The organism is Acrocarpospora macrocephala (assembly GCF_009687865.1).
Classification (GTDB): domain Bacteria; phylum Actinomycetota; class Actinomycetes; order Streptosporangiales; family Streptosporangiaceae; genus Acrocarpospora; species Acrocarpospora macrocephala.
The window spans coordinates 63,601-88,573 of sequence record NZ_BLAE01000021.1 but is presented as its reverse complement, the minus strand read 5'-3'; the positions used below and the strand labels follow the sequence as shown (position 1 = coordinate 88,573).

The window sequence follows — 24,973 nt, the reverse complement described above, 5'->3', positions numbered from 1 at the left end:
CCGGGGTCAGCCGCGCCCGCGCCAGGGCACGAGGCGGCGGTCGAGCGTTTGCAGCAGGAAGTCGATGAGCAGGCCGGAAAGACCGATCACGACGATCCCGAGGATCACCACGTCGGTCTGGTTGTAGCGCTGGGCGTCCCTGACCATGCCGCCGATGCCCGGCACCCCGTTCACCGTCTCGGCGGCCACCACCGTGGTGTACGCGACGCCGACCGCGACCCGGATGCCGGTGATGATCTCCGGTAGCGCGCTCGGCAGGACCACCCGGAACGGCACCTCCCACCGGCTCGCGCCCAGCGACCTGGCGGCGTTCAGGTAGTCCTCGTGCACGCCGCGGACGGCTTCCGCCGTGGCCACCGCCACCGGGGGGAGCGAGGCGAGCAGCAGCAGCCAGATCTTCGGCTCCTCCTCGATGCCGAACCAGATGACGAGCAGGCTCAGGTAGGCCAGCGGGGGCAGCGTCCGCACGAACGTGACCAGCGGGCCGAGCAGCGTGCGCACGGTCGGGACGATGCCGATCAGCAGGCCCAGGGCGATGCCGCCGGTCACGCCGTACAGGCAGCCGAGGAGGATGCGGCGCAGGCTGACCAGGAGGTGCTCGGCGAGGGTGTAGCCGCTGTAGCCCTCGGTCGAGGTGCGGACCAGCTGCCGCCAGACCGCGGCCGGTTCCGGGACGAAGACGGGCGGCCAGATCCGGACCATCGCGATCAGTTGCCAGGCGGCGAGCAGGACCAGGACGGCTCCGGCCCGGAGCATGGCCGGTTTCGCGGTCATGCCGCGGCGAGGGTCAGCGCGAAAGGCGAACCGCATACGGGGAGCGTATCCCCTAATTCCTATCTGTAAAGATGGTAATTAGAGCGGACGTTCCCAGAACTGCTCCATGAAGCCGTTGCCGGGCTCCTCGGCCGTGAGTTTGAAGCCCGCGGATTCGTAGATCCTTCTGGCGGAGGTGAGGGGGTCGCGGGTCCAGAGCATGATGGTCTGGTAGCCGGTGTCGCGGGCGAAGCGGAGGCATTCCTCGACCAGGCGGGAGCCGATGCCCAGGCCGCGGGCGGAGGGTTCGACCAGGAGTAGGCGGAGCTGGGCGGTGGTGGCGTCCTTGCGCACGCAGAAGACGCAGCCCGCGCGGTGGCCGTCGACTTCGACGATCCAGCCGGATTGGCCGGGGTCGGACTGGTTGTCCAGGAAGTCGGCGCAGATGCGGGCGACGAGGGCTTCGAAGTCGGCTCCCCAGCCGTACTCGCGGGCGTAGACGGCGCCGTGGCGGGCGACCACCCAGCCGAGATCGCCTGGGCGCGGAGGTCTGATGACATAGGGGGCTTTGTCGGTTTTCTCGCCCAGGACCTCGCGGATCGTGCCCATGCTGGCCACCAGACGGGCCCGGTCGCGCTCGGGGAGGGCGTCGAGCAGGGCGCTGACCTCGGCGTCGGAACGTTCGTCCAGGTGGGCGAAGGTGTCGCGGCCCTGGGCGGTGAGGGTGACCACCTGGCGGCGGGCGTCGGCTGCCGACCGTTCGCGCCGGACCAGGTCGTCGCCTTCGAGCCGGGCCAGCACCCGGCTGAGGTAGCCGCCGTCCAGTCCCAGTAAGCGCTTGATCTCGCCCACCTCGACGTCTCCGGCGGACCGGTTGAGTTCGAACAGCACCCGCGCCTCGGTGAGCGAGTAGGGCGAGTCGTGCATTCCAGACCGGAGCATCCCGATCACCGCCGTGTAGAAGCGGTTGAAGGCCCGTACCTCGGCGATCATATCCATTGCTCTCCTCAACGAATCCGTTGCCTTAGGCAACGATAGCCTGGATTGCCCCAGTGGGCTAATGTGCGGGCCTGTCGGCTGAAACAAGGAGCTCTGCGTGGGTGTGTATGTCGGTGGTTATGAGTCGAAGGTCTCCGTGGTGGACGGCGAGCTCGCCGTCGTCGGGGAGATCCCGGTGACCGCTCCCTCGTTCCTGGCCGCGCATCCGAAACTTCCCCTGCTGTACGTGGTGAGCGAGATCGACGACGGTCGGATCTCCGTCGTCCAGGGCTTCGAGACCATCGAATCGCGGTCCAGCGGCGGCGCCTCCCCCTGCCATGCCGCCGTCGACCCCGCCGGAGCCTGGCTGGCCGTGTCCAACTACATGGACGGCGTGCTCAGCCTGCACCGCCTCGACGCCGAGGGCCGCTTCGACGGCCCCGCCCTGGAGTTCCCGCACCACGGCTCCGGCCCCGACCTGGACCGGCAGCTCGGCCCGCACGCCCACCAGGCCGTCTTCGACCCCGACAACATCCTGCACGTCAGCGACCTGGGCACCGACGAGATCCGGCGCTACCAGGTGGACGACGAGGTCGAGGTGCTGCCGCCGGTGCGGCTCACCCCCGGCTCGGGACCCCGGCACATGGACTGCCGCGACGACCGGTGGTATCTCGTGGGGGAACTGGACGGGGTGGTCAGGGCGTACGACACGGACTGGAAGGAACTCGCGCGGACCCCCGCGACCCGGACCGACCTCCAGAACCACCCCTCGCACCTGCAACTGCACGGCGAGCACCTCTACGTCGGAAACCGGGGGCCGAACACGATCTCCGTGTTCGATCCGGAGACCCTGGAGCTGGTCGCCGAGGTGCCGAGCGGAGGGACCTGGCCGCGGCACTTCGCGTTCGCCGACGGGAAGCTCTACGTCGCCAACCAGCACTCCGGCGAAGTGGCCGAGTTCCGGCTGGTCGATGGTGTGCCCGAGCCGACCGGCGCGGTGATCCTCCTGGGGTCGCCGAGTTGCGTGGTGGGGTCAGGCCCAGGCGCGTGAGCGGTCCACGGCGCGCCGCCAGCGGGCGTAGGCCGTGCCGTCGTCGGCGCCGGGGTCGAAGCGCCGGTCCAGGTGCCAGGTCTTGCGGAGCTCCTCGGGGGAGGCCCAGACGCCGATCCCGAGCCCGGCCAGGAAGGCCGCGCCGAGCGCGGTCGTCTCCTGGATGACCGGGCGTTCGACCGGGATGCCCAGCTGGTCGGCCTGCAGCTGCATGAGCAGATCGTTGGCACTCGCCCCGCCGTCGGCCTTCATGACCCTGACGTCCATGGTCGCCACGATGTCGCGCACCTCGAACGCGATCGCCTCCAGGGTGGCGCGGACCAGATGCGCCTTCGTCGTCCCCCGGGTCAGGCCGAAGATCGTGCCGCGCGCCTCCGGATCCCAGTGCGGCGCGCCGAGGCCGGTCAGGGCGGGCACGAAGACCACCCCGCCGGAATCCGGCACCGACCCCGCCACGGCCTCCGATTCGGCCGCCGTGTCCAGGATTCCGAGCCCGTCCCTGAGCCACTGGATCGCCGAACCGGTGACGAAGATCGAACCTTCCAGGGCGTACGTCCGGTTGCCGGAAGGGTCCTCCCAGGCGACCGTCGTGAGCAGCCCCGCGTCCGACCTGACCACCTGGTCGCCGGTGTTGACCAGGATGAAGGAGCCCGTTCCATAGGTGCACTTCACGTCGCCCGGGGTGAAGCACGTCTGCCCGAACAGGGCCGCCTGCTGGTCGCCGGCAAGACCGCTGATCGGCAGGTCGAGACCCAGGAACGAATCCGGATCGGTCCGGCCGATCTCCCCGTAGTTGGGGACCAGTTCCGGCAGCGCGCCCATCGGCACCCCGAACAGCTCGCACAGCTCCGGCGACCAGGCGCCCGCGACGATGTCGTACAGCAGGGTCCTGGACGCGTTGGACGGATCGGTCACATGCCGCGCGCCGCCCGTGAGCCGGGCGATCAGGTAGGAATCCACCGTCCCGATCGCCGGATCCCCGTCGACCGGATCGTTCTCCGCCAGCCACGTGAGCTTGGTCCCGGTGAAGTAAGGGTCGAGCCGCAACCCCGTGAGTTCCGTCACACGAGGCTCGTGCCCGGCCTCCCGCAGCCGCGCGCAGATCGCCGAAGATCGCCGGTCCTGCCACACGATCGCCCGCCGCGGCGCGGCCAGCGAGCGCCGGTCCCAGAGCACCGCGGTCTCCCGCTGGTTGGTGATTCCGACGCACCGGGGCGGGGTACTTGCCTGGTCAAGGGCGGTACGGCAGGCTGCCAGCGTCGCCTGCCAGATCTCCTCGGGGGCGTGTTCCACCCATCCGGGTTCCGGGAAGTGCTGAGCGAACTCCGCGTACCCGCGGGCGTCGATTCGCCCATCCTCGGTCACCACGAGGGCGGTGACCCCGGTCGTGCCAGCGTCTATCGCCAAAACACCCACGGAGCCTCACTTTTTGGTCTAGACCATTGTTGTCACCAGGAGGCAGAATGCCTCCCGTCAGCGTCCCGACTAGTCTGGCCGCGTTATCCATATGGAGGAACCCGACATGCGTATTGGAGTGCTCACCGGTGGTGGGGACTGTCCCGGCCTGAACGCGGTGATCCGCGCGGTGGTGCGGAAGGGGGCCGGCGTCTACGGTCACGAGTTCGTCGGATTCCGGGACGGCTGGAGAGGTCCCCTGGAAGGCGACACGATGACGCTGGACGTCCAGGCGGTGCGCGGCATCCTGCCGCGCGGTGGCACGATCCTGGGATCGTCGCGGACCAACCCGATCAAGATCGAGGGTGGCGTCGAGCGGATCAAGGAAAACCTTGAGACCCACGGAGTGGACGCGCTGATCGCCATCGGAGGTGAGGACACGCTCGGCGTCGCCAAGCAGCTCTTCGACCGGGGCGTGAAGGTCGTCGGCGTGCCCAAGACGATCGACAACGACCTGAACGCGACCGACTACACCTTCGGTTTCGACACGGCCGTCAACATCGCGATGGAGGCCATCGACCGCCTGCACACCACCGCCGAGTCCCACCACCGCGCGCTGATCTGCGAGGTCATGGGCCGGCACGCGGGCTGGATCGCGCTGCACGCCGGCATGGCCGCCGGGGCGAACGTGATCCTCATCCCGGAGAAGCCGTTCGACATCGACAAGGTCTGCGAATACGTGGAGTCCCGCTTCAAGACCCGCTACTCGCCGATCATCGTGGTGGCCGAGGGCGCGCACCCGATCGAGGGGCAGATGGCGGTCCAGACGGGCGACCTCGACGCGTTCGGGCACGTCCGGCTGGGCGGCGTCGGCGAGCGGCTGGCCCAGGAGATCGAGCGCCGCACCGGCAAGGAGGCCAGGACCACCGTGCTCGGCCACATCCAGCGCGGCGGCACCCCCACCGCGTACGACCGGGTGCTGGCCACCCGCTTCGGCTTGGCCGCGATCACCGCCGTGCACGACGGCGACTACGGCAAGATGGTCGGCCTGCAGGGCACCGAGATCGTCCGGGTGGGCCTGGACGCCGCGACGGCCGAGCTCAAGACGGTTCCGCCGCACCGCTACGAGGAGGCCGAGGTCTTCTTCGGCTAGATCGAACACACGGCTCGCGCCCGGTTGGCGGGCGCGGGCCTACTGGTTCCTGGGTGTGAAGAACGAGTCGTTGCGCGCGGGTTCCTGGACCGGCGGCGGTAGGGTTCCGTTCTGGCGGCGGCTCTCCAGCCGGGCCAGGATGGCGGCGTCCTCGCGCAGTTCCGCCGCCGAGGGGGACAGCAGCACCGCGAGCAGCAGGCCCACGGTCAGCAGGCTGATCCCCACCAGGAGCGGGAGCAGGAAGTCGATCGCCTCGGCGCCGCCGGTGGACAGGCCTTCCTGGAGGCGGACGCTCATCGCGTACATGCCGGTGAAGTGCATGCCGTTCACCGCGACGCCCATGATCAGGGCCGCGCCGATGGTGGCCAGCGCCCCCTCGACGCGCAGGGTGAACCAGAGGGCGACGGTCGCGGCCACGACGGCGATCAGCACGGAGATCGCCACGACCAGGATGTCGTAGTTCACCTGGCCGGACATGTTCATCGCGAACATGCCCGTGTAGTGCATGGCGGCCACGCCGACGCCGGTGATCAGGCCGCCCACCAGCAGCGGGAGCGCCCGGCCGCCGCCGCGCGAGACCACCAGCAGGCCGCCGAAGGCGACCGCGACGGCGATCACGAAGGACACGATCGTGAGCGGGACGTTGTAGCGGATCAGGGTGCCCGGGACGTCGAAGCCCATCATCGCGATGAAGTGCATGACCCAGATCCCGGTGCCGCCGATCGAGAGCGCGCCGCCGATCAGCCAGCGCACCCGCGCCGAGCCCTCGGCCGATCGCGCCCGCGCGGTCAGCATGAGTCCTAGGAGCGATCCAACCACGGACATCAGGTAGGCGAGCACGGGCGTCACCCACCCATGTGCAAAGTGGTTGATATGTGACATACATGCTCCTTTTGTACGGTTGAATTTTGGATTATGTCAGCCGAAAGTGCCGAATATCGCTGTGATTGATTACGGTTTGTCATACTTCTCGGCGACAAATGATGTCCACGCCTTTATGTGATCATTGTCGGTTTGTTTGGATGATCTGTCGGAGCCGTACATTGGGAGCGTGGCGATGGGGATCGAAGGGCCTTTCTGGCGGGCCATCGCGGTCTTCCGGATCGCGTCGCTGGGATACGCGGCGATCCTGCTGCTGCAGTCGGGCGGCTACGCCCACCCGGTGACCGGGTGGATCGTCCTCGGGGTGATGGCCGTCTGGACCGCCGCCGCGACCTACGCCTACTCCGTCGAGGCGCTGCGCGGCTGGCCGCTGCTCACGCTCGACCTGCTGCTCAGCGCCGCCTGCCTGCTGTCCACCGTGTACGTCCAGGGGCCCCAGGCCACCGCGAACACCATGCCGGTCACCGCCACCTGGGTGGCCGCGCCGGTCCTGGCCTGGGGCGTGTACTCCGGGCGTCGCGGTGGGGGCGTCGCGGCGGCCGTGATGTCGGTGGCCGACCTGTGGCTGCGCGGCGTGCGCGGCTTCGACCTGGCCGCGGTGCCGGTCAACGGCGCGGTGCTGCTGTTCCTGGCCGGGATCGTGATCGGCCACGTGGCCCGGCTGGCCAAGCAGGCGGAGGAGCGCATGCAGCGGGCCATCGAGATCGAGGCCGCCGGACGGGAGCGGGAACGGCTGGCCCGGGGCATCCACGACTCGGTGCTCCAGGTGCTGGCGCTGGTCCAGCGGCGCGGCGCCGAGATCGGCGGCGAGGCGGCCGACCTGGGCCGCCTGGCCGGGGAGCAGGAGGCCGTGCTGCGCGAACTCATCCGCTCCGGACCTCGCCCCGACCGCTCCCTGCGCTCGCGCCGCCGTTTCGTGCCCGCCCGCCGCGCTCCGGCCGACCGCGCCGACCTGGGCGACGCCCTGCGCCGGTACGGCTCCGCCCAGGTCACCGTGGCCACCCCCGCCGACCCGGTGCCGCTCTCCCCGCGCGCCGTGGACGAGCTCACCGCCGCCGTCGGCAACGCGCTGGACAACGTGCGCCGCCACTGCGGCGAGCACGCCCGCGCCTGGATCCTGGTGGAGAGCGAACCGGACCGGGTGATCGTGACCGTCCGCGACGACGGGCCCGGCATCCCCGAAGGGCGGCTGGCGGAGGCGGCGGCCGACGGGCGGCTCGGGGTCTCCCAGTCGATCCGGGGCCGGGTCGCCGACCTCGGCGGGAGTGTCACCATCCTTTCTTCGTCGGACGGCACCGAGATCGAGATGTCGGTGCCGTTTTAACAAGAAAGGCGTGATCTGGACGGCCGCCACAGTGAGTCGTCTGATCGGCGGTGATGCGGCTGGCTATGGGACGGTTTTCTTGTTAATAGTGACGGGCATGAGGGTCATGGTGGTGGACGATCATCCGATGTGGCGCGAAGGTGTGGCGCGGGACCTCGGCGAAGCCGGGTACGAGATCGTCGCGACCACGGGGGAGGGGCGGCAGGCCCTGCGCATCGCGGCGGCGGTCCGGCCGGAGCTGGTGATCCTCGATCTGCAGTTGCCCGATCTGCCCGGGGTCGAGGTGGCGCGCGGGCTGGGGGCTTCCGAGCATCCGCCTCGGGTCCTGGTGTTGTCGGCCAGCGGCGAGCAGGACGACGTCCTCGAAGCCGTCAAAGCAGGCGCGTCCGGATATTTGGTGAAATCGGCGAGCCGGGAGGAGTTCCTGGACGCGGTCAAGCGGACCGCGGACGGGGACGCGGTGTTCACGCCCGGCCTGGCCGGTCTTGTGCTGGGCGAATACCGGCGGCTGGCCGCCCAGCCCAAGGCCGCCGAGGACGACGGGCCGCGCCTCACCGACCGGGAGACCGAGATCCTGCGGCTGGTCGCGAAAGGGCTCTCCTACCGGCAGATCGCCGAACGCCTGGTGCTCTCCCACCGGACCGTCCAGAACCACGTGCAGAACACGCTGAGCAAGCTCCAGCTGCACAACCGGGTGGAGCTGGTGCGATACGCGATCGAAAAGGGCCTGGCCGACCTGGACTAAAGTGGGAAGGTCGCACCCTCCGGAGGAACGCAGCAATGACCATGACCGCGCTGGGCGAGCCCTGTGTGCTCCTCAAGCTTGGCGAAATCATCCTCAAGGGCCGCAACCGCGAGGTCTTTGAGCAGCGACTGCGGGCCAACATCAAATTCGCGCTCAAGGACTATCAGATCGACATCCGGCAGCGCCACGGCGTCGTCGCGCTGTTCCTGCCCGAGGGCACCGGCGTGGAGATCGCCGAGGCGGTCGCGGCCCGGGTCAGCGAGGTCCCCGGCATTGTCCTGGTCCACCTGGCCTGGCGCGTCGCCAAGGACCCCTCCGTGGTCACCAAAGCCGCGCTCGAACTGGTCAGGGACACCCCCGAGGTGGCCCGCAGGGCCCGCTTCGCGGTCCGCTCCCGCCGCCGCGACAAACGTTTCCCGCTGCGCTCCAGCGAGCTCGACCGCCTCGTCGGCGGCGAGCTCCACGACGCGTACGGCCTGCCCGTCGACCTCAGCCACCCCGAGCTGACCGTCTCCATCGAGGTCGACCGCGACGAGGTCTTCCTCTACACCAACGGCCGCCCCGGCCAGGGCGGCCTCCCGGTCGGCTCCAGCGGCCGCGGCCTGGTCCTGATGTCCGGCGGCATCGACTCCCCGGTGGCCGCGTACCGGATGATGCGCCGCGGCCTGCGGGTGGACTTCCTGCACTTCTCCGGCATCCCGTTCACCACCTCGGAGTCGATCTACAAGGCGTATGCGCTGGTCCGCCGCCTGGACGCCTTCCAGGGCAGGTCCCGCCTCTGGGTGGTCCCCTTCGGCAAGGCCCAGCAGTCGATCCGCGCCTCGGGCCAGGACCGGCTGGCCATGATCGCCCAGCGCCGCCTGATGCTCAAGACGGCCGCCGAGGTGGCCCGCCGCCACAAGGCCAGCGCCCTGATCACCGGCGACTCCCTCGGCCAGGTCTCCTCCCAGACGATGGCCAACATCGTCGCCCAGGAGAGCGCGGTGGACCTGCCCATCCTGCGCCCGCTCATCGGCCTGGACAAATCCGAGGTGATCGCCGAAGCCCGCCGCATCGGCACCCTGGAGATCTCCGAACTCCCGGACGAGGACTGCTGCACCCTCCTGGCCGCCAGGAACCCGGAACTCGCCGCGAAGATCGAGGACCTCAAGCTCATCGAACGCCGTCTGGACGCCGAAGAACTCGCGTCCCAGCTCGCCGATTCCATCCAGGCGTACAAGCTCGACGCCTGAGCCCCGCCGGAGCGGGGCCAGGGATCCTCACGCGGGCAGGACGTCCGAAACCTGGGTGCGGCCCAGCAGCGGCGGGAACGCGCGCATGATCTCGGCGAGCTCGTCCAGGTCGCCGTCGACCAGCGCCTGCGGGCCGTCCACCAGCGCCTGCTCCGGGTGCGGGTGCACGTCGATGATGACGCCGTCGGCCCCGACCGCGATGGCGGCGCGGGTGAGCGGGAGGACCAGGTCGCGGCGGCCGCCGGAGTGCGACGGGTCGATGACGACCGGCAGGTGGGAGAGGCGCTGGGCGACGGGGACGGCGGAGACGTCCAGGGTGTTGCGGGTGGCGGTTTCGAAGGTGCGGATGCCGCGCTCGCACAGGACGATGTCGAGGTTGCCGCGCTGGGCGATGTACTCGGCGGACATCAGCCATTCCTCGATCGTGCCGCTCATGCCGCGTTTGAGCATGACCGGCTTCCCGGCCTTGCCGACGGCCTGCAGCAGCGCGAAGTTCTGCGTGTTGCGGGTGCCGACCTGGAGCATGTCCGCGTAGGAGGCCACCAGCGGCACGTCGTGGGCGTCCATCACCTCGGTCACGATCGGCAGCCCGGTCTGCTCCCGCACCTCCGCCAGGATGCGCAGGCCCGCCTCGCCCAGCCCCTGGAACGCGTACGGCGAGGTCCGCGGCTTGTACGCGCCCCCGCGCAGCAGCGTCGCCCCCGCCGCCTTCGCCATCTGGGCGGCCTCAAGCGTCTGCTGCGGCGTCTCCACCGCGCACGGCCCCGCGATCAGCGTGACCGTGTCCGGTCCGATCGGCACCCCGCCCACCCGGATCGTCGAGCGTTCCGGATGGTTCTCCCGGCTCACCAGCTTGAACGGCGTCGACACCCGCATCACCTCGGCGACCCCGCGTTGCCCGCCCAGGTTGAGCGCCGTGAACCGCTCCACATCCCCGATGAGCCCGATGATGGTACGGCTCACGCCGCGCGACACGAACGCCTCACCCCCCGCCGTGCCGACCAGGGAGACGATCTCCTCGATGTCCTCAAGGGTGGCCGTGGGGGCCATGACGATGACCATGATTTCTCTCCTCATACGCGGAAAGCCCCGAGTCCGATCCGGACCCGGGGCTTTCGTTCGCCGTTGGCTGCTAGCGCAACACGCGGTGGCGAACGGTCCTCACGGGTCCGTCGCCATACCAAAACGAGAAAACGCTATGCATGGAAGGAAATATATCGCACCCCCTCCGGCCCGGGCCAGTGAGTTGATCAACGTGTGAGATGGCGGGAAATGACCCGGTGGGTGAGCGCTTTCTGGTGGATGGCAGGATGGGCGGGTGCCGGAGTTTCCTGAGGAGGAGAGCCGCCTGCCCCCCGGGCAGTACATTCCGCGCGGCAGGCCGGTCATCCACTACGGCAGAGTGCCGGCGTTCCGGCCGCAGACGTGGCGCTTCCAGGTCTTCGGCGCCACGGCCGGCGGGCAGACGCCCGCGTACACGTGGGAGGAGTTCGCGGCCCTGCCGCGGACCACCGTGATGGCCGACTTCCACTGCGTGACCAAGTTCTCGATCATGGGCAACGAGTGGGCGGGCATCCCGGCGCGCGCCCTGCTGGCGGCGGTGCCCCCCGCGCCCGGCGTGCGGCATGTCATGGTCTGGGCGGAGTACGGCTACAGCGCCAACCTCCGCATGAGCGACTTCGACCGCGAGACCACCCTGTTCGCCACCGACCTGGACGACAAGCCGCTGAGCCCCGAGCGGGGCTTCCCGGTCCGGGTGGTCGTGCCGCACCTGTACGCGTGGAAGAGCGTCAAATGGGTGCGCGGCATCGAGTACCTGACCGAGGACCGGCGCGGCTTCTGGGAGGAGCGCGGCTACCACAACATCGCCGACCCCTGGCGGGAGCAGCGGTACTCATACCAGGAGGACCCGGGCGAGGGACCGCCCTAGCGGGCCGCCTGCCGCTACGGTGGCCCGCGTGTCCGTCACCGTGTGGTTACTCGTGTGCGCGCTCTGTGGCCTGTCCGGGTTCTGGGTCTCCCGGCGCCGGCCTCCGGCGGGTGAGCCGGCCGCGTTCGCCACGTTGCGGGTCGCGGGGCGGGCCGCGCCCTCGTTGCGTACGGGGCTGACCCGTGAGTCGGCGCGCAAGGCCGTCCGGCATCTGCGGTGCCTGCTGGGGACGGCGTCGCTGGTGGTGACCTCGACCGACCAGGTGCTCGCGGGGGCGGGGGAGCGGCGGCCGGGTGACGCGCAGGCGCTGGCGGGGGCGCGGGCGGTGCTGGCGAGCGGGCGGACCCACCTGGTGGACGGGGGCGTGGTGGTGCCGCTGGTGGTGGCCGGGCGGGTGGTGGGGGCGCTGGTCGCCTCCGACGCCGAGGTCACCGCGGCGCTGGTGCGGACGGTGATCGAGGTCGCTCGCTGGGTGTCGGGGCAGCTGGAGCTGGCCGAGCTGGATCAGTCGCGGCGGCGGGCGATGGCCGCGGAGACCCGGGCGTTGCGGGCGCAGATCTCCCCGCATTTCGTGTACAACTCGCTGACGACGATCGCGTCGTTCGTCCGTACTGACCCGGAGCGGGCGCGGGAGTTGCTGGTGGACTTCGCGGATTTCGCCCGGTATTCGCTGCGCCGGGCCCGGGATTTCACCACCCTGGCGGACGAGCTGACCTGCGTGGACCGTTACCTGCTGCTGGAGCGGGCCAGGTTCGGCGACCGGCTGCGGTTCAGCGTGCAGGTGGCGCCGGAGGTGCTGGCGGTGCCGGTGCCGTTCCTGTGCCTGCAGCCGCTGGTGGAGAACGCGATCAAGCACGGCATGCCGGGCGAGGTGCGGGTGGTGATCAGGGACGCCGGTCCTGAGGCGCACATCTCGATCGAGGACGACGGGGTGGGCATGGAGCCGGGCCGCGTGCAGGCCGTGCTGGCCGAGGATCACGAGGGCGGGATCGGGCTCAGCAACGTGGACTCGCGGCTGCGGCAGATCTACGGCCAGGCGTACGGGCTCGTGGTCGAGACCGCGCCGGGGAAGGGCACCAGGATCCGGCTGCGAGTGCCGAAATATCGCCCAGCCCATGGCTCGTTGTAGCCAAATGATTACTGAATGTTGGCGTGTCGCTTGCGGTCGCGCCGCGCGCGCGGCACGGTGTGCAGATGCTGCGTGTTCTGGCCGTTGACGACGAGGCGCCGGCGCTGTCGGAACTGTCCTACCTGCTCCGCGAGGACGCCCGGGTGGGGCATGTGGCCACGGCCCCCGACGGCGTGAAGGCGCTGCAGGACATGGTCCAGATGATCGGCGCGGGGGAGCGGCTGGACGGCGTCTTCCTGGACGTCCGCATGCCGGGCCTGAACGGCCTCGACCTGGCCCGCCTGATCGGCGGCTTCCCCGCGCCGCCCCGGCTGGTGTTCGTGACCGCGCACGACGACTGCGCGGTGCAGGCGTTCGAGCTCGAAGCGGTGGACTACCTGCTCAAGCCGGTGCGTCCGGAGCGCCTGACCGAAGCGGTCCGCCGCCTGTCCGCGTCCATCGCCGCGCCCGGCGCCGACGAGGCGGCCATGGACGTGATCCCCGTCGAGCTGGGCGGCCGGACCCGCTTCATCCCCCAGCAGGCGGTCTGGTACGCGGAGGCGCAGGGCGACTACGTGCGGCTGCACACCGCCGACGGCGGCTTCCTGGTGCGGATGTCACTGAGCGCGCTGGAACGCCGCTGGGCCGGCTCCGGCTTCATCCGCGCCCACCGCAGCACGCTGGTCAACGCCCGGCACGTCAGCGAGCTGCGCTTCGACGCGGGCCGGGCGCTGCTCCGGGTGGGCACCGAGACCCTGCCGGTCAGCCGCCGCCACACCCGCCAGGTCCGCGAGCAGCTCGTCCGCCAGTACCGCGGCGGGGACGGGCAGTGACTCCCGCCGAGCGCGACGACGCCCTGACGGCTTCGATCATGCGCCGCCAGCTCCGCGAGGCGCTGCGCACGCTGGCGGTGGTGGCGGGCGTCTTCGCGGCCCTGCCCGCGCTGCTGGCGGTGCTCCCGCGTGGGTCCGCGGCGACCTGGGTGATCCTTGGGGCGGGCGTGCCGCCGATCTGGGTGGCGGTGGCCTGGTGGCATGTCCGCCGCGCGGAGCGCGCCGAGGCCCGGGAGCGGGAGGGCTGATGTGGACTGCCGTGGCGGCGACGCTGGGCGGGGTGGTGTGCGTGCTGGTGGCGTCGGTGGTGGTCGGCACGATACGGCCCCGGCGGTATTCGACCCCGGCGGACTTCTACGTCGCGGCCCGCGCGGTCCGGCCGTGGTGGAACGCGTCGGCGATCAGCTCGGAGTACACCTCCGCCGCCGTGTATCTCGGCCTGGTCGGGCTGATCGCGGCGCACGGGCGGCCGATGCTCTGGTATTCGGTGGGGGCCGCGGCCGGGTTCGTCGTGCTGCTCGTGCTGGTGGTGGCGCCGCTGCGCAGGTCCGGGACGTACACGCTGGCCGACTTCGCCCAGTGGCGGCTGGGTTCCGTGCACGTGCGGCGGGTGGTGACCGTGCTCGTCCTGTTCATCGGTCTGGTCCATCTGGTGGCTCAGCTGCACGCGGCCGGGCTGGTGTTGCGGCTGCTGACCGGCCTGCCGCCGTGGACCGGCTGGCTGGCCGTCACCGTCGTCGTGCTGGTGGTGGCGCTGGCGGGCGGGATGGGCAGCAGTACCGGCGTGCAGGCGCTGCAGTTCTGGTTCAAGCTCGGCTCGCTGGCCGGGGTGGCGGCCGTGCTCGGGGTGATCTGGTGGAACCGTCCGAGCCACCCGCCGTCAGGCCCGGTCTATGTCACGCAGACGCTCGCGGGGGCCGGTGATCCGTCCACGCTGGGCCTGGTTACCGTGCTGACGGCCTCCGCGCTGGGGGTGATGGGGTTGCCGCACATCGTGGTGCGCTTCTATGCCAATCCGGATGGCCGGGCGGCTCGCCGTACCGTGGTGGGGGTGCTGGCCATGCTGAGCGTGTTCTCCGTGATGCCCGCCGTGTACGGCCTGCTGGGCCGCTGGTACGCGCCGCCCCGGATCCCCACCGACCAGGTGCTCCTGCTGCTGCCCTCCCTGATGGCCCCAGGATGGCTCGGGGATGTGCTGACCGGGCTGCTGGCGGCGGGGGCCTTCGCGGCCTTCCTGGCGACCTCCTGCGGGGTGCTGGTGGCGGTCGGCGGCACGCTCTCCACCAGCCTGTTCAACGGCGGCGTGGGCGGCTTCCGGCGCGGGGCGCTGCTGGTCGCGGGGGGCGCGCTCGTGCTCGTCTGGGCCACCCCGCCGGGGGCGTCGATCCTGCTGGTGCTGCTGGCGTTCGGGCTGTCGGCGGCCACGCTGTGCCCGCTGCTGGTGCTCGGCGTGTGGTGGCGGGGCCTGTCCGTGCCGGGCGCGCTGGCCGGGCTGCTCACCGGGGCGGGGGTGACGGCCGCGCTGGTGGCCGTGCGATTCGCCAGCCCCTCTTTCACGCCCCTCTGGCGTTACCCCGCGCTGGTCGCGGTGCCCGCCGCGTTCGCGGTCATGGTGGCGATCTCGCTGGTCACGCGGCATCGGGTGCCCGCGGGCACGGCCGCGCTGCTGACCAGGATGCACCTGCCGGAGGAGCTCGCGACTCCGGAAATCGACCGCTCGTCGCTCACCGGAAGCCGCTCGTCGTGGTAGCCGGACCCGCAGAACGCGAACTTCCGACCACTCGTCCGAAGCGGGTTTCACCCCTCTGATCACTCGCCGTAATGTTTCGCCTCGCGAGCCGCGCCGCCGACCTCACTCGGGGGGGTAGGACGGCGGCGCGGCGCGACGGGAGCGCCCGCGGCGGCGGCCACGATCCGGCCATACGGGGGGAGGCCGGATCGAGGGCCGCGGGCGTTCCCGTCACCCGCGCAGCTTCTTCAGCAGGTCGATGTCCTCGCGGTGCTTGTCGGCCTTGCCAGGCGTCTCGATGCAGAGCGGCACCCCGGCCGCGACCGGATGGCGCATCAGATCGGCGAACGGCTGCGCGCCGATGTGACCGGCCCCGATGTTCTCGTGCCGGTCCTTCTTCGACCCGCACACGTCCTTGCAGTCGTTGGCGTGGATCAGCTTCAACCGGCCGGGCGCCACCTGGTTCAGCTCCTCCAGCATCTTCGCCACCCCGCCGGGGGCGGCCAGATCGTGACCGGCGGCGAACATGTGGCAGGTGTCCAGGCAGATACAGGCCCGCGGGTGGAAGTCCAGCGCCTCCAGGTAGGGCCCCAGATCCTGGACGGTCGCGCACAACATCTGCCCCTGCCCGGCCATCGGCTCAAGCAGCAGGTCGGGCCCGTCGTCCGGGATCTCGTCCAGCAGCGGCAGCAACTGCTCGCGCACCTGCCGCAGCGCGGCCTCCCGCGTCTGGCTGACCGCGGACCCGGTGTGCACGACCACGCCTCGCGCGCCGATCTCGGCGCCCCGCCGCAGCGTGTGCCGGACCAGCGTCACCGAGCCCGTCATGGTGGCCTCGGTCGGCGAACCGAAATTCACCATGTACGGCGTGTGCGCGAAAACCGGCAGTCCGGCCTCCCGGAGTTTGGCGTCCTCCGCGGGAATGCCCTCGTTCACCGCCCACGCGCGCGGGTTGGTGACGAAGACCTGGATCGTCTCGGCGCCGATCTCGGCCGCGTACCGCAGGCCGCCGGTGGCCAGCCCGCCCGCGACGGACACGTGCCCGCCAATGCGATTGTTCGTCATAGTGGGCTCCAGCGTAGTTGGAGCAAGCTACAAAACCGGCCAGGCGACAGGGCCGCAGGCTCGGAGTTCCGGTTCCTAGCCCTGGCCGCCCGTCCGGTGTCTACTTGCTCCCATGCGCGAATTCGGCCGCCCTGACCTGCTCGCCTGCTGCGCGTCCCCGCGGTGGGCCGACGCGGTGCTGGCGCTCGCGCCGTACCGGACATCGGGGGAGCTGACGGCGGCGGGGGAGGCGGCGCTGGCCGGGCTAAGCTGGGAGGACGTCCTGGAGGCGCTGGCCGCGCATCCCAGGATCGGGGACCGCGCCGCCGGGGGCGATCGCGAGGCGTCCTGGTCCCGCTCGGAACAGGCCGGCACGGCGCACGCCGACGCCGCCATCCTGGGCGCGCTCCGCCAGGGCAACGAGGCGTACGAGCGGCGGTTCGGCCACGTCTACCTGATCTGCGCCACCGGCCGCCCCGCCGAGGAGATGCTCGACCTGCTGCTGGCCCGCCTCGCCAACGACCCGGACGTGGAACGGAAGATCGTCAGAGACGAGCTCGGCAAGATCGTCAAGCTCCGGCTGGCCAAGCTGTGGGAGGGCCGATGACACTCTCGACGCACGTGCTCGACACCGCGCGCGGATGTCCCGCCAAGGATGTGTTCGTCCGCCTGTCCTGCCGGGCCGCGCACGGGTTCGTGCCGCTGGCGGAGGGCCGCACCGACGAGGACGGCCGGATCAGGGAGTGGTCGCCGCTCGGCCGGGAGTGGACCGGCAAGCTGGACGAGGCCACCTACCGGCTGGTCTTCGACACGGCCGGCTACCTCGGCGAGGACGCGTTCTTCCCCGAGGTCAGCATCGTCTTCACCATCGGCGACGCCACCGCCCACCACCATGTCCCGCTGCTGCTGAGCCCGTTCGGTTACTCGACATATCGGGGGAGTTAGTTTGTTCGTCCTGGGCCCGAACCGGTACGGCAAGGCCGAGACCCGGGTGGTCCGCGTCACCAAGCACGGCGACGCTCACCACATCAAGGACCTCAACGTCAGCACGGCGCTGTCGGGTGACATGACCGACGTGCACCTGTCCGGCGACAACGCCGCCATCCTGGCCACCGACACGCAGAAGAACACGGTGTTCGCGTTCGCCAAGAAGCACGGCATCGGCGCGGCCGAGGACTTCGCGCTGCTGCTGGCCCGGCATTTCGTCGACTCCCAGCCCACGATCCACCGGGCGCGGGTGGCCATCGACGAGTACGGCTGGGACCGCCGGGGCGGCCACTCCTTCGCCCGCAACGGCCGGGAGACCCGCACCTGCGTCGTGCACTACGACGGCGACCGGGCGTGGGTGGTCTCCGGGCTGAAGGATCTGGTGCTGCTCAACACCACCAATTCCGAGTTCTGGGGTTTCGTCCGGGACGAGTACACGACCCTGCCGGAGACCAGGGACCGCATCCTGGCGACGGCCGTGACGGCGACGTGGCGGCATTCCGGCACGTCGGACTGGGACAAGTCCTACGAGAAGGCGCGCCAAGCGCTGATGGCCGCCTTCGCCGACACCTACAGCCTGTCCCTGCAGCAGACCTTGTACGCGATGGGCTCCCGTGTCCTCACCGAATGCCCCGAGATCGCCGAAGTCCGGCTCGAACTGCCGAACAAGCACCACTTCCTGGCGGATCTGTCGCCGTTCGGGCTCGACAACGACGGTGAGGTGTTCTTCGCGGCCGATCGTCCGTACGGGCTGATCGAGGGTGCGGTATTGCGCGAGGGCGCGCCCGACGCCGGACCGGCGTGGGAGTAGGCCATGGACTTCCTGCGACCCACCACCTGGGCGGAGGCGCTGGCCGTCAAGGCCGAACGCCCGGAGGCCACGCCTATCCAGGGCGGCACCGATGTCATGGTCGAGATCAACCTGGACAAGGGGCGTCCGGCCGCGCTGCTCGACCTCAACCCGATCGCCGAGCTCCGGGACTGGACGTCCGAGGACGGCTGGCTGCGGATCGGGGCGGGGGTTAGTTACACGCGGCTCATCGACGAGCTCGGCGGCTGGTTGCCGGGGCTCTCCCAGGCGTCCCGCACGGTCGGGTCGCCGCAGATCCGTAATCGGGGGACGGTGGCGGGCAATCTGGGCGCGGCCTCCCCGGCCGGGGACAGCCATCCGCCGTTGCTGGCCTCGGACGCGATCGTTGAGGCGGAATCGGTGCGGGGTGTCCGGATGATTCGGATCGGTGACTTCTACACGGGGGTCAAGCGCAACGCGCTCGAACCGGATGAGCTGATCCGCGCCGTGCGGGTGCCGTACGCGGGCGGGCCGCAGTACTTCTCCAAGATCGGCACCAGGAACGCGATGGTGATCGCGGTCTGCTCGTTCGCGATCGCCCTGCACCCGGGTCGGCGCGCGGTGGGGACTGGTATCGGCTCGGCCGCGCCGACCCCGCGCCGGGCCCCGGAAGCCGAGGAGTTCCTGGCGGGTGAGCTGGACTGGGCTGGGCGGTCTCCGGTTCCGCCGGAGACCGTGCGCCGGTTCGGCGAGCTGGTCGCTCAGGCGGCGTCGCCGATCGACGACGTGCGGGGGACCCGCGACTACCGGGTGCACGCGCTGGCCGTGATGGCGCGGCGCACGCTTGGCTGGGCCTGGACGGAATACAGGGGGACCTGATGCGGGTGAACGTGACCGTCAACGGTGAGGCGATGACCGCCGACGACGTGTGGGAGGGCGAGAGCCTGCTGTACGCGCTGCGTGAGCGGCTGGGGCTTCCGGGTGCGAAGAACGCTTGTGAGCAGGGTGAATGCGGGTCCTGCACGGTTTATCTGGACGGCGTGCCGGTGTGTGCCTGCCTGGTAGCCGTCGGGCAGGCCGAAGGCCGGTCCGTGATCACCGTGGAAGGGCTGGCCGACGGGGACAATCTAGATCAGGTGCAGCGCGCGTTCGTCGAGTGCGGGGCCGTGCAGTGCGGGTTCTGCACGCCGGGGCTGATCGTGCAGGCGCACTCGCTGATCGCGTCGTCGTCGGGGGTGCCGGAGGACGCGGAGATCAGGGAGGCGCTGGCGGGGAATCTGTGCCGGTGCACCGGGTACGAGAAGATCCTTGACGCGGTGCGGCTGGCGGCCGCCAGGAAGGCCGCGTCGTGATCGTCATCGAGAACGTGTACGTCGTGCCGGTGACCGGGGCGGAGATTCCGTCCGGATATATCGCCATTGATGGGGATCGGATCGTGGCGGTGGGCGCGGGGGCGTACGAGGGGGAAGGGGAACGCGTCGACGGGCGGGGGTGCCTGGCGACGCCTGGATTTGTCAACACTCATCACCATCTGTACCAGTGGGCGTCGCAGGGGGTGACGCCCGACGGGACGTTGTTTGAGTGGCTGGTGGCCAGTTACCGGCTGTGGGGGCGGATGGACGCCGAGGTCGTGCACGGGGCGGCGACGGCGGGGCTGGGGTGGCTGGCGAAGTCGGGGTGCACGACGGCGTCCGATCATCACTACATCTTTCCGAAGGGGCGTGGGGATCTCTTCGACGCGGAGATTCAGGCGGCGCGGGAGGTGGGGCTGCGGTTCCATCCGGGGCGGGGGTCGATGGATCGGGGGCGGTCGCAGGGTGGGCTGCCGCCGGACGAGGTCGTCGAGTCGATGGACGACATCCTGAGCGCCACCGAGGCGGCAGTCCGGAAATATCATGATCCGTCGTTCGGGTCGATGCTGCGGATCGCGGTCGCGCCGTGCTCGCCGTTCTCGGTGAGCGGGCAGTTGATGCTCGAGTCGGCTGATTTGGCGCGGTCGATGGGGGTGCGGCTGCACACGCACGGGGCGGAGACGCTGGACGAGGACGAGCACTGCAAGGAGCAGTTCGGGATGCTGCCCGTGCAGTATCTGGAGTCGCTCGGCTGGCTTGGGCCTGATGTGTGGCTGGCGCACTGCGTGCACCTCACCGATGACGACATCCGGCGTTTCGCGGCGACCGGGACGGGGACCGCGCACTGTCCGTCTTCCAACGGGCGCCTCGGTGCGGGGATCGCCCGGGTGAGCGAGTTGATGCGGGCGGGCGCGCCGGTCGGGCTCGGGGTGGACGGCGCGGCCTCCAGCGAGATGACGCCGCTGGCCGGGGAGATCCGGATGGCCATGCTGCTCCAGCGCGCCCGGTACGGGCCGGACGCGCTGACCGCGCGGCAGGCGCTGGAGATGGCCACCATGGGCGGGGCGCGGTGTCTCGGGCGGGCGGACGAGATCGGATCGCTGGAGGCGGGCAAGCTCGCTGATGTCGCGTTGTGGCGGGTGGATGGGTTCTATGCCGCGATCGACGATCCGGTGGTCGCGTTCGCGTACGGGCAGACGCCGCCGCTGGCTCGGTTGATCGTCGGGGGGAAGACCGTGGTCGAGGACGGGGAGCTGCGGACCGTGAGCGATCAGGTCGCCGCCGAGGCGGGGGCGGTGGCGCATCGGCGGCTGCTGGGGAACTGATCATGGTGGGCTGGGTGGGGCGGGCGTCGCCGGGGGCGGGATGATGAGGGGCCATCCGCTGCCGAGTCTGAGGTCGCCGTCATGAGAGATCACGTCGTCATCGCGCCGGACAAGTTCAAGGGGTCGTTGACCGCGCCGGAGGTGGCCGCTCATGTGGCCGCGGGACTGGGGGTGCCCGCCGTGCTGCTTCCGGTGGCGGATGGGGGCGATGGGACCGTGGACGCTGTCGTGGCGTGTGGGTTCGTACGGGTAGAGGTGGAGGTCACGGGGCCGACGGGGGAGCGGGTGGTGGCTTCGTACGCGACTCAGGGGGAGACGGCGGTCATCGAGATGGCTGACGCGTCCGGGTTGCGGAGGTTGTCCGGGGGGCTCGCGCCGCTGGCGGCGACGAGTTATGGGACGGGGGAGCTGATCGCGCACGCGGTTCGGGGTGGGGCGCGGAGGATCGTGCTCGGGCTCGGGGGGAGCGCGTGCACGGACGGAGGGGCCGGGCTGGCGCAGGCTCTCGGCGCACGATTCCTGGATGAAACTGGCAATGAGCTCCCGTTCGGGGGAGGGGCGCTCCGCGACCTCACCCACATCGACATTTCCGGATTTATGGCGAGAATTCGCGAAATTTCGGGAAATGAGGGTGGGCATCATCATGCGAGCGATGCCGTCGCCGGGCTGGAGTTCGTGGTCGCCAGCGATGTGGACAATCCCTTGCTCGGGCCGTTCGGGGCCGCCGCCGTCTACGGGCCGCAGAAGGGGGCGGATCCGGACCAGGTGAAGGTCCTGGAGGCCGGGCTGGCCCGCTTGGCGGCCGTCGCCGCGCACACCCACGGGCTCGCCGGGGCGATCGAGCATGACGGCGTCGTCCGCAGCATGGGCGTGGCCGGGCAGCCCGGAGCAGGGGCCGCCGGCGGCGTCGGATTCGCGGCGCTCGCCTTCCTGCACGCCGAGATCCGGCCAGGCATCGAATACCTCCTCGACCTGCTGGACTTCGACCACCACGTCCAAGGCGCCCGCCTGGTGATCACCGGCGAGGGTTCCCTCGACGACCAGTCCCTGCGCGGCAAGGCCCCCATCGGCGTCGCCAACGCCGCAGCCCGCCACGGCGTCCCCGTCGTCGCCGTCTGCGGCCGCCGCACCATCTCAGACGAGGCCCTCCGCAAGGCCGGCATCGAAGAGGCGTACGCACTGACCGACATCGAACCCGACGTCCAGGTCTGCATGACCACGCCAGGTCCTCTATTGGAACGTCTCGCTGTACGTATCGCCACGACCCGGTTGGAGGACATTGGTGAGTGAGTTCGACCTGGTCGTACGGTCTCGGCACGCGGTTCTCTCGGGTTGGGCGCTGGCGGCTGGGGGATTGGTGAGTGAGCTCGACCTAGTCGTACGGTCTCGGCGCGCGGTTCTCCCGGGTTGGGCTCTGGCGGTTGGGGGATTGGTGAGTGAGCTCGACCTGGTCGTACGGTCTCGGCGGGCGGTTGTCCCGGGTTGGGCGCTGGCGGTTGGGAGATATCGGTGAGTGAGTTCGACCTGGTTGTGCGGTCGCGGCGGGCGGTTCTTCCGGATGGGGAGCGGGCGCTGGCGGTAGCCGTACGGGATGGGCGGATCGCGGCCCTCGCCGACTACGACGAGCCGCCGCCCGCGCGGGAGACGGTGGATCTCGGCGAGGTCGCGCTGCTGCCCGGCCTGGTGGACACGCACGTGCATGTGAACGAACCCGGCCGTACCCACTGGGAGGGCTTCGCGTCCGCGACCCGGGCGGCGGCGGCCGGGGGAGTCACCACGATCGTCGACATGCCGCTCAACTCGCTCCCGCCCACGACCACGGTGTCCGCCCTGGAGATCAAGAAGAAGGCCGCCGAGGGCCAGTGCCACGTGGACGTCGGCTTCTGGGGCGGCGCGATCCCCGCCAACCTCGACGACCTCGAACCCCTCCTCGGTGCCGGCGTCTTCGGCGTCAAATGTTTCCTCTCGCCGTCAGGTGTCGACGAGTTCCCCGCCCTCGACCCCGACCAGCTCATCAAGGCGATGCGCCGCCTCGCCACCCTCGACGGCCTGCTGATCGTCCACGCGGAAGACCCCGCCACCCTCACCGACCCCCTCGGCCCGACATATCCGGAATTCCTGGATTCACGCACCCAGGACGCCGAACTCCGCGCGGTCGAACGCGTGATCGACGCAGCGGCCCTGACCGGCTGCCGCGCCCACATCGTCCACATCTCAGCGGGATCCTGCGTCGAACCCCTCCGCCGCGCCCAGCAGTCCGGGATCCGTGTCACCGCCGAAACCTGCCCCCACTACCTCACCCTCAGCGCCGAGGACGTCACCAGCCCCGCCTTCAAGTGCTGCCCTCCCATCAGGGAATCCACCAACCGCGACACCCTCTGGCACGGCCTCGCCACCGGCACCCTCATGGGCATCGTCTCCGACCATTCCCCCTGCCCCGCCGACCTCAAAGGCCTGACCACCCACGACTACACCTCCGCCTGGGGCGGCATCGCCTCCCTCCAACTCGGCCTCCCCATCATCTGGACCGAAGCCCTCTCCCGCGGGTACGACCTCCCAGACGTCGCCAAGTGGATGTCCGCCGCCCCCGCCACCCTGGTCGGCCTCCCCACCAAGGGCACAATCACCATCGGCAACGACGCCGACCTGGTCGCCTTCGACCCCACCGGCGAGTTCACCGTGAACGCCACCAAACTCCACCACAAGAACCCCGTCACCCCCTACGACGGCCACAAACTCACCGGCATCGTCCAAACCACCTGGCTACGCGGCCAAACCATCAACGACCAGGCACAGGGCCATTTCCTCTTCTCTCCACACCACCAATCATGATCACGCGAAATCACGACCCGTCACTGGCGTTCGCACGCACCGCGCCATTCGCGAAGCTCCCACTCCGGACAGTCACCATGATCACGCAGAACTGTGCCCGTCGTTCGCGCTCGGCCGCAGCACTCCATTTGCGACTGTCTCGCTCAGAGCCAGCCAACGTGGTCACCCATGGTCGTGCCTGTCGTTCGCGGTCGGGCGCAGCATGCCATTCACGACGGCCGCGTTCTGGACCAGCCAACGTGGTCACCCATGGTCGTGCCTGTTTTTCGTGCTCGGGCGCAGCATGCCATTCACGGCGGCCGCGTTCTGGACCAGCCAACATGATCACGCAGGACTGTCGCCCGGCCCGCTGTAGTGCCGGGCGCAGCGCACCAATCACGACCGCACTTGGTTGGGCGGACATGACCAACCTGGGAGGCACCAATGGCTGATTTCACGAAATTTCCAGACTTGGCGTTGCGGACGTATGGAGGCGCCGTCATCGCCGCCAACGACGAATCCTTCGCCGAACGCGAAGCTCTCATCCGCCCCGGAAACCCGCTCTTCCAAGCCCACACCTTCGGCCCCAAAGGCCAGGTCTACGACGGCTGGGAAACCCGCCGCCGCCGCGCCCCCGGCTTCGACTGGGCGATCATCCGCCTCGGCCTCCCCGGCGTGATCAAAGGCATCGTGATCGACACCGCCTGGTTCAAGGGCAACTACCCGCCGTACGCCTCCGTCGAAGCCTGCGCCGCCGACGGCCACCTCGCCCCCGTCGAACTCACCGACTGGGTAGAAATCGTCCCCAAAGCCGCCCTCGACGGCGACACGGCCCACGAATTCGAGGTCGCCGACCCCCGCCGCTTCACCCACGTCCGCCTGAACATCTTCCCCGACGGCGGCGTCGCCCGCCTCCGCGTCCACGGCGAGGTCGTCCCCGACCCCCGCTTCTTCACCGGCCTCACCATCGACCTGGCCGCCCTCCAGAACGGCGCCACGATCGTCGCCTGCTCCAACGAGTTCTACTCCACCCCCGCCAACGTCATCGCCCCCGGCCTGCCCCGCAACCAGTCAGAAGGCTGGGAAACCGCCCGCCGCCGCGACAACGCCAACGACTGGCTGATCGTCCGCCTCCCCGCCCCCGGCCGCGTCGCCATCGCCGAACTCGACACCACCAACCTCCTCTTCAACGCCCCCGGCTGGGCCGCCATCACCGCCACCGACTCCCGCGCCGAAATCCCCCCCACCACCGCGAAATGGTTCCCCCTCCTCCCCAAAACCCGCCTCCAACCCGACACCCCCCACCGCTTCCGCCTAGACAGCCCCCGCAAAATCACCCACGCCCGCCTCGACATCTACCCCGACGGCGGCCTCTCCCGCCTCCGCCTCCTCGGCACCCTCACCGAAAAAGCCGAACGCGACCTAACCACCCGCTACACCACCCTGACCAGGAACCCCCCGCACGGCCAGGTTGACGGAGTTTCTCGGATGCTGAGACGCACAGGTGCTTGATCGCAAGCGTTGAAGACGATCGGACCGGCACAGACTCAC

Annotated in this window: 25 protein-coding genes; 19 read left to right on the top strand and 6 right to left on the bottom strand. The window is 70.2% G+C overall.

What is annotated here, in order from left to right:
- Window positions 1-6 precede the first annotated feature (6 nt).
- The gene (locus tag Amac_RS19520; RefSeq protein WP_246268482.1) at window positions 7-774 is read right to left on the bottom strand and encodes an ABC transporter permease; all 768 of its coding nucleotides are present in this window, start codon (window positions 772-774) and stop codon (window positions 7-9) included.
- Between the two features lie 78 nt (window positions 775-852).
- Window positions 853-1,752: a bifunctional helix-turn-helix transcriptional regulator/GNAT family N-acetyltransferase gene (locus Amac_RS19515; RefSeq protein WP_174900191.1), complete on the bottom strand. Its 900-nt coding sequence runs from the start codon at window positions 1,750-1,752 to the stop codon at window positions 853-855.
- Between the two features lie 97 nt (window positions 1,753-1,849).
- Here Amac_RS19515 and Amac_RS19510 point away from each other — a divergent pair, with 97 nt between their 5' ends.
- Window positions 1,850-2,782: a lactonase family protein gene (locus tag Amac_RS19510; RefSeq protein WP_155355797.1), complete on the top strand. Its 933-nt coding sequence runs from the start codon at window positions 1,850-1,852 to the stop codon at window positions 2,780-2,782.
- Here the strand turns inward: Amac_RS19510 and Amac_RS19505 are convergent.
- Complete coding sequence (locus tag Amac_RS19505; RefSeq protein ID WP_155355796.1) at window positions 2,765-4,198, bottom strand: FGGY family carbohydrate kinase; 1,434 nt, start codon at window positions 4,196-4,198, stop codon at window positions 2,765-2,767. The genes Amac_RS19510 and Amac_RS19505 overlap by 18 nt on opposite strands.
- Window positions 4,199-4,304: 106 nt before the next feature.
- Here Amac_RS19505 and Amac_RS19500 point away from each other — a divergent pair, with 106 nt between their 5' ends.
- Window positions 4,305-5,330 (top strand): 6-phosphofructokinase, encoded by a 1,026-nt coding sequence (locus Amac_RS19500; RefSeq protein ID WP_155355795.1) that lies wholly within the window; start codon window positions 4,305-4,307, stop codon window positions 5,328-5,330.
- A gap of 39 nt (window positions 5,331-5,369) precedes the next feature.
- On the opposite strand, the gene Amac_RS19495 is transcribed toward Amac_RS19500, so the two are convergent.
- Window positions 5,370-6,212 (bottom strand): MHYT domain-containing protein, encoded by an 843-nt coding sequence (locus Amac_RS19495; protein ID WP_155355794.1) that lies wholly within the window; start codon window positions 6,210-6,212, stop codon window positions 5,370-5,372.
- Between the two features lie 175 nt (window positions 6,213-6,387).
- Between Amac_RS19495 and macS the strand changes: the two genes are divergently transcribed.
- The 3 genes from macS to thiI all read left to right on the top strand — a co-directional run bounded on the left by macS (window position 6,388) and on the right by thiI (window position 9,513).
- The gene (macS, locus tag Amac_RS19490; protein ID WP_155355862.1) at window positions 6,388-7,536 is read left to right on the top strand and encodes a MacS family sensor histidine kinase; all 1,149 of its coding nucleotides are present in this window, start codon (window positions 6,388-6,390) and stop codon (window positions 7,534-7,536) included.
- 97 nt (window positions 7,537-7,633) lie between these two features.
- Window positions 7,634-8,281 carry a response regulator gene (locus tag Amac_RS19485; protein WP_155346931.1) on the top strand — a complete coding sequence of 216 codons (648 nt, stop codon included), beginning with the start codon at window positions 7,634-7,636 and terminating at the stop codon, window positions 8,279-8,281.
- Window positions 8,282-8,316: 35 nt separating this feature from the next.
- On the top strand, window positions 8,317-9,513 hold the full coding sequence (thiI, locus tag Amac_RS19480; RefSeq protein WP_155355793.1) for a tRNA uracil 4-sulfurtransferase ThiI: 1,197 nt from the start codon (window positions 8,317-8,319) through the stop codon (window positions 9,511-9,513).
- A gap of 27 nt (window positions 9,514-9,540) precedes the next feature.
- Here the strand turns inward: thiI and aroF are convergent, their stop codons facing one another.
- The gene (gene aroF / locus Amac_RS19475) at window positions 9,541-10,575 is read right to left on the bottom strand and encodes a 3-deoxy-7-phosphoheptulonate synthase (protein WP_155355792.1); all 1,035 of its coding nucleotides are present in this window, start codon (window positions 10,573-10,575) and stop codon (window positions 9,541-9,543) included.
- A gap of 256 nt (window positions 10,576-10,831) precedes the next feature.
- On the opposite strand from aroF, the gene Amac_RS19470 reads away from it, so the two are divergent.
- The 5 genes from Amac_RS19470 to Amac_RS19450 all read left to right on the top strand — a co-directional run bounded on the left by Amac_RS19470 (window position 10,832) and on the right by Amac_RS19450 (window position 15,134).
- On the top strand, window positions 10,832-11,443 hold the full coding sequence (locus Amac_RS19470; protein ID WP_155355791.1) for a sulfite oxidase-like oxidoreductase: 612 nt from the start codon (window positions 10,832-10,834) through the stop codon (window positions 11,441-11,443).
- Between the two features lie 28 nt (window positions 11,444-11,471).
- A complete protein-coding gene (locus Amac_RS19465; protein ID WP_218041174.1) occupies window positions 11,472-12,572 on the top strand; it encodes a sensor histidine kinase in 1,101 nt (366 codons plus the stop codon).
- Between the two features lie 65 nt (window positions 12,573-12,637).
- The gene (locus tag Amac_RS19460; protein ID WP_155355789.1) at window positions 12,638-13,384 is read left to right on the top strand and encodes a LytR/AlgR family response regulator transcription factor; all 747 of its coding nucleotides are present in this window, start codon (window positions 12,638-12,640) and stop codon (window positions 13,382-13,384) included.
- Window positions 13,381-13,632, top strand: a complete 252-nt coding sequence (locus Amac_RS19455; RefSeq protein WP_155355788.1) for a hypothetical protein — start codon at window positions 13,381-13,383, stop codon at window positions 13,630-13,632. Before Amac_RS19460 ends, Amac_RS19455 begins: the two co-directional genes overlap by 4 nt.
- Complete coding sequence (locus tag Amac_RS19450) at window positions 13,632-15,134, top strand: sodium:solute symporter family transporter (protein ID WP_155355787.1); 1,503 nt, start codon at window positions 13,632-13,634, stop codon at window positions 15,132-15,134. Before Amac_RS19455 ends, Amac_RS19450 begins: the two co-directional genes overlap by 1 nt.
- A 210-nt stretch (window positions 15,135-15,344) precedes the next feature.
- Here Amac_RS19450 and Amac_RS19445 read toward each other — a convergent pair whose 3' ends face one another.
- Window positions 15,345-16,178, bottom strand: coding sequence for a deoxyribonuclease IV (locus Amac_RS19445; protein ID WP_155355786.1), 834 nt, complete (start codon window positions 16,176-16,178; stop codon window positions 15,345-15,347).
- Between the two features lie 112 nt (window positions 16,179-16,290).
- On the opposite strand from Amac_RS19445, the gene uraD reads away from it, so the two are divergent.
- From uraD to alc, 9 genes are all read left to right on the top strand, one after another.
- Complete coding sequence (gene uraD, locus Amac_RS19440) at window positions 16,291-16,764, top strand: 2-oxo-4-hydroxy-4-carboxy-5-ureidoimidazoline decarboxylase (RefSeq protein ID WP_155355785.1); 474 nt, start codon at window positions 16,291-16,293, stop codon at window positions 16,762-16,764.
- Window positions 16,761-17,102, top strand: coding sequence for a hydroxyisourate hydrolase (uraH, locus tag Amac_RS19435; protein WP_155335348.1), 342 nt, complete (start codon window positions 16,761-16,763; stop codon window positions 17,100-17,102). The genes uraD and uraH overlap by 4 nt, the downstream gene beginning before the upstream one ends.
- 1 nt (window position 17,103) lies before the next feature.
- The gene (gene pucL / locus Amac_RS19430) at window positions 17,104-17,955 is read left to right on the top strand and encodes a factor-independent urate hydroxylase (protein WP_155355784.1); all 852 of its coding nucleotides are present in this window, start codon (window positions 17,104-17,106) and stop codon (window positions 17,953-17,955) included.
- 3 nt (window positions 17,956-17,958) lie between these two features.
- Complete coding sequence (locus tag Amac_RS19425; RefSeq protein WP_155355783.1) at window positions 17,959-18,813, top strand: FAD binding domain-containing protein; 855 nt, start codon at window positions 17,959-17,961, stop codon at window positions 18,811-18,813.
- A complete protein-coding gene (locus Amac_RS19420) occupies window positions 18,813-19,286 on the top strand; it encodes a (2Fe-2S)-binding protein (RefSeq protein ID WP_155355782.1) in 474 nt (157 codons plus the stop codon). Before Amac_RS19425 ends, Amac_RS19420 begins: the two co-directional genes overlap by 1 nt.
- Window positions 19,283-20,611: an 8-oxoguanine deaminase gene (locus tag Amac_RS19415; protein ID WP_246268481.1), complete on the top strand. Its 1,329-nt coding sequence runs from the start codon at window positions 19,283-19,285 to the stop codon at window positions 20,609-20,611. The genes Amac_RS19420 and Amac_RS19415 overlap by 4 nt, the downstream gene beginning before the upstream one ends.
- 81 nt (window positions 20,612-20,692) lie before the next feature.
- Window positions 20,693-21,901 (top strand): glycerate kinase, encoded by a 1,209-nt coding sequence (locus Amac_RS19410; RefSeq protein ID WP_155355781.1) that lies wholly within the window; start codon window positions 20,693-20,695, stop codon window positions 21,899-21,901.
- A 219-nt stretch (window positions 21,902-22,120) separates the two neighbouring features.
- Window positions 22,121-23,443, top strand: a complete 1,323-nt coding sequence (gene allB, locus Amac_RS19405) for an allantoinase AllB (RefSeq protein ID WP_155355780.1) — start codon at window positions 22,121-22,123, stop codon at window positions 23,441-23,443.
- Between the two features lie 423 nt (window positions 23,444-23,866).
- Window positions 23,867-24,934 (top strand): allantoicase, encoded by a 1,068-nt coding sequence (gene alc / locus Amac_RS19400; protein WP_155355779.1) that lies wholly within the window; start codon window positions 23,867-23,869, stop codon window positions 24,932-24,934.
- Window positions 24,935-24,973: the final 39 nt, after the last annotated feature.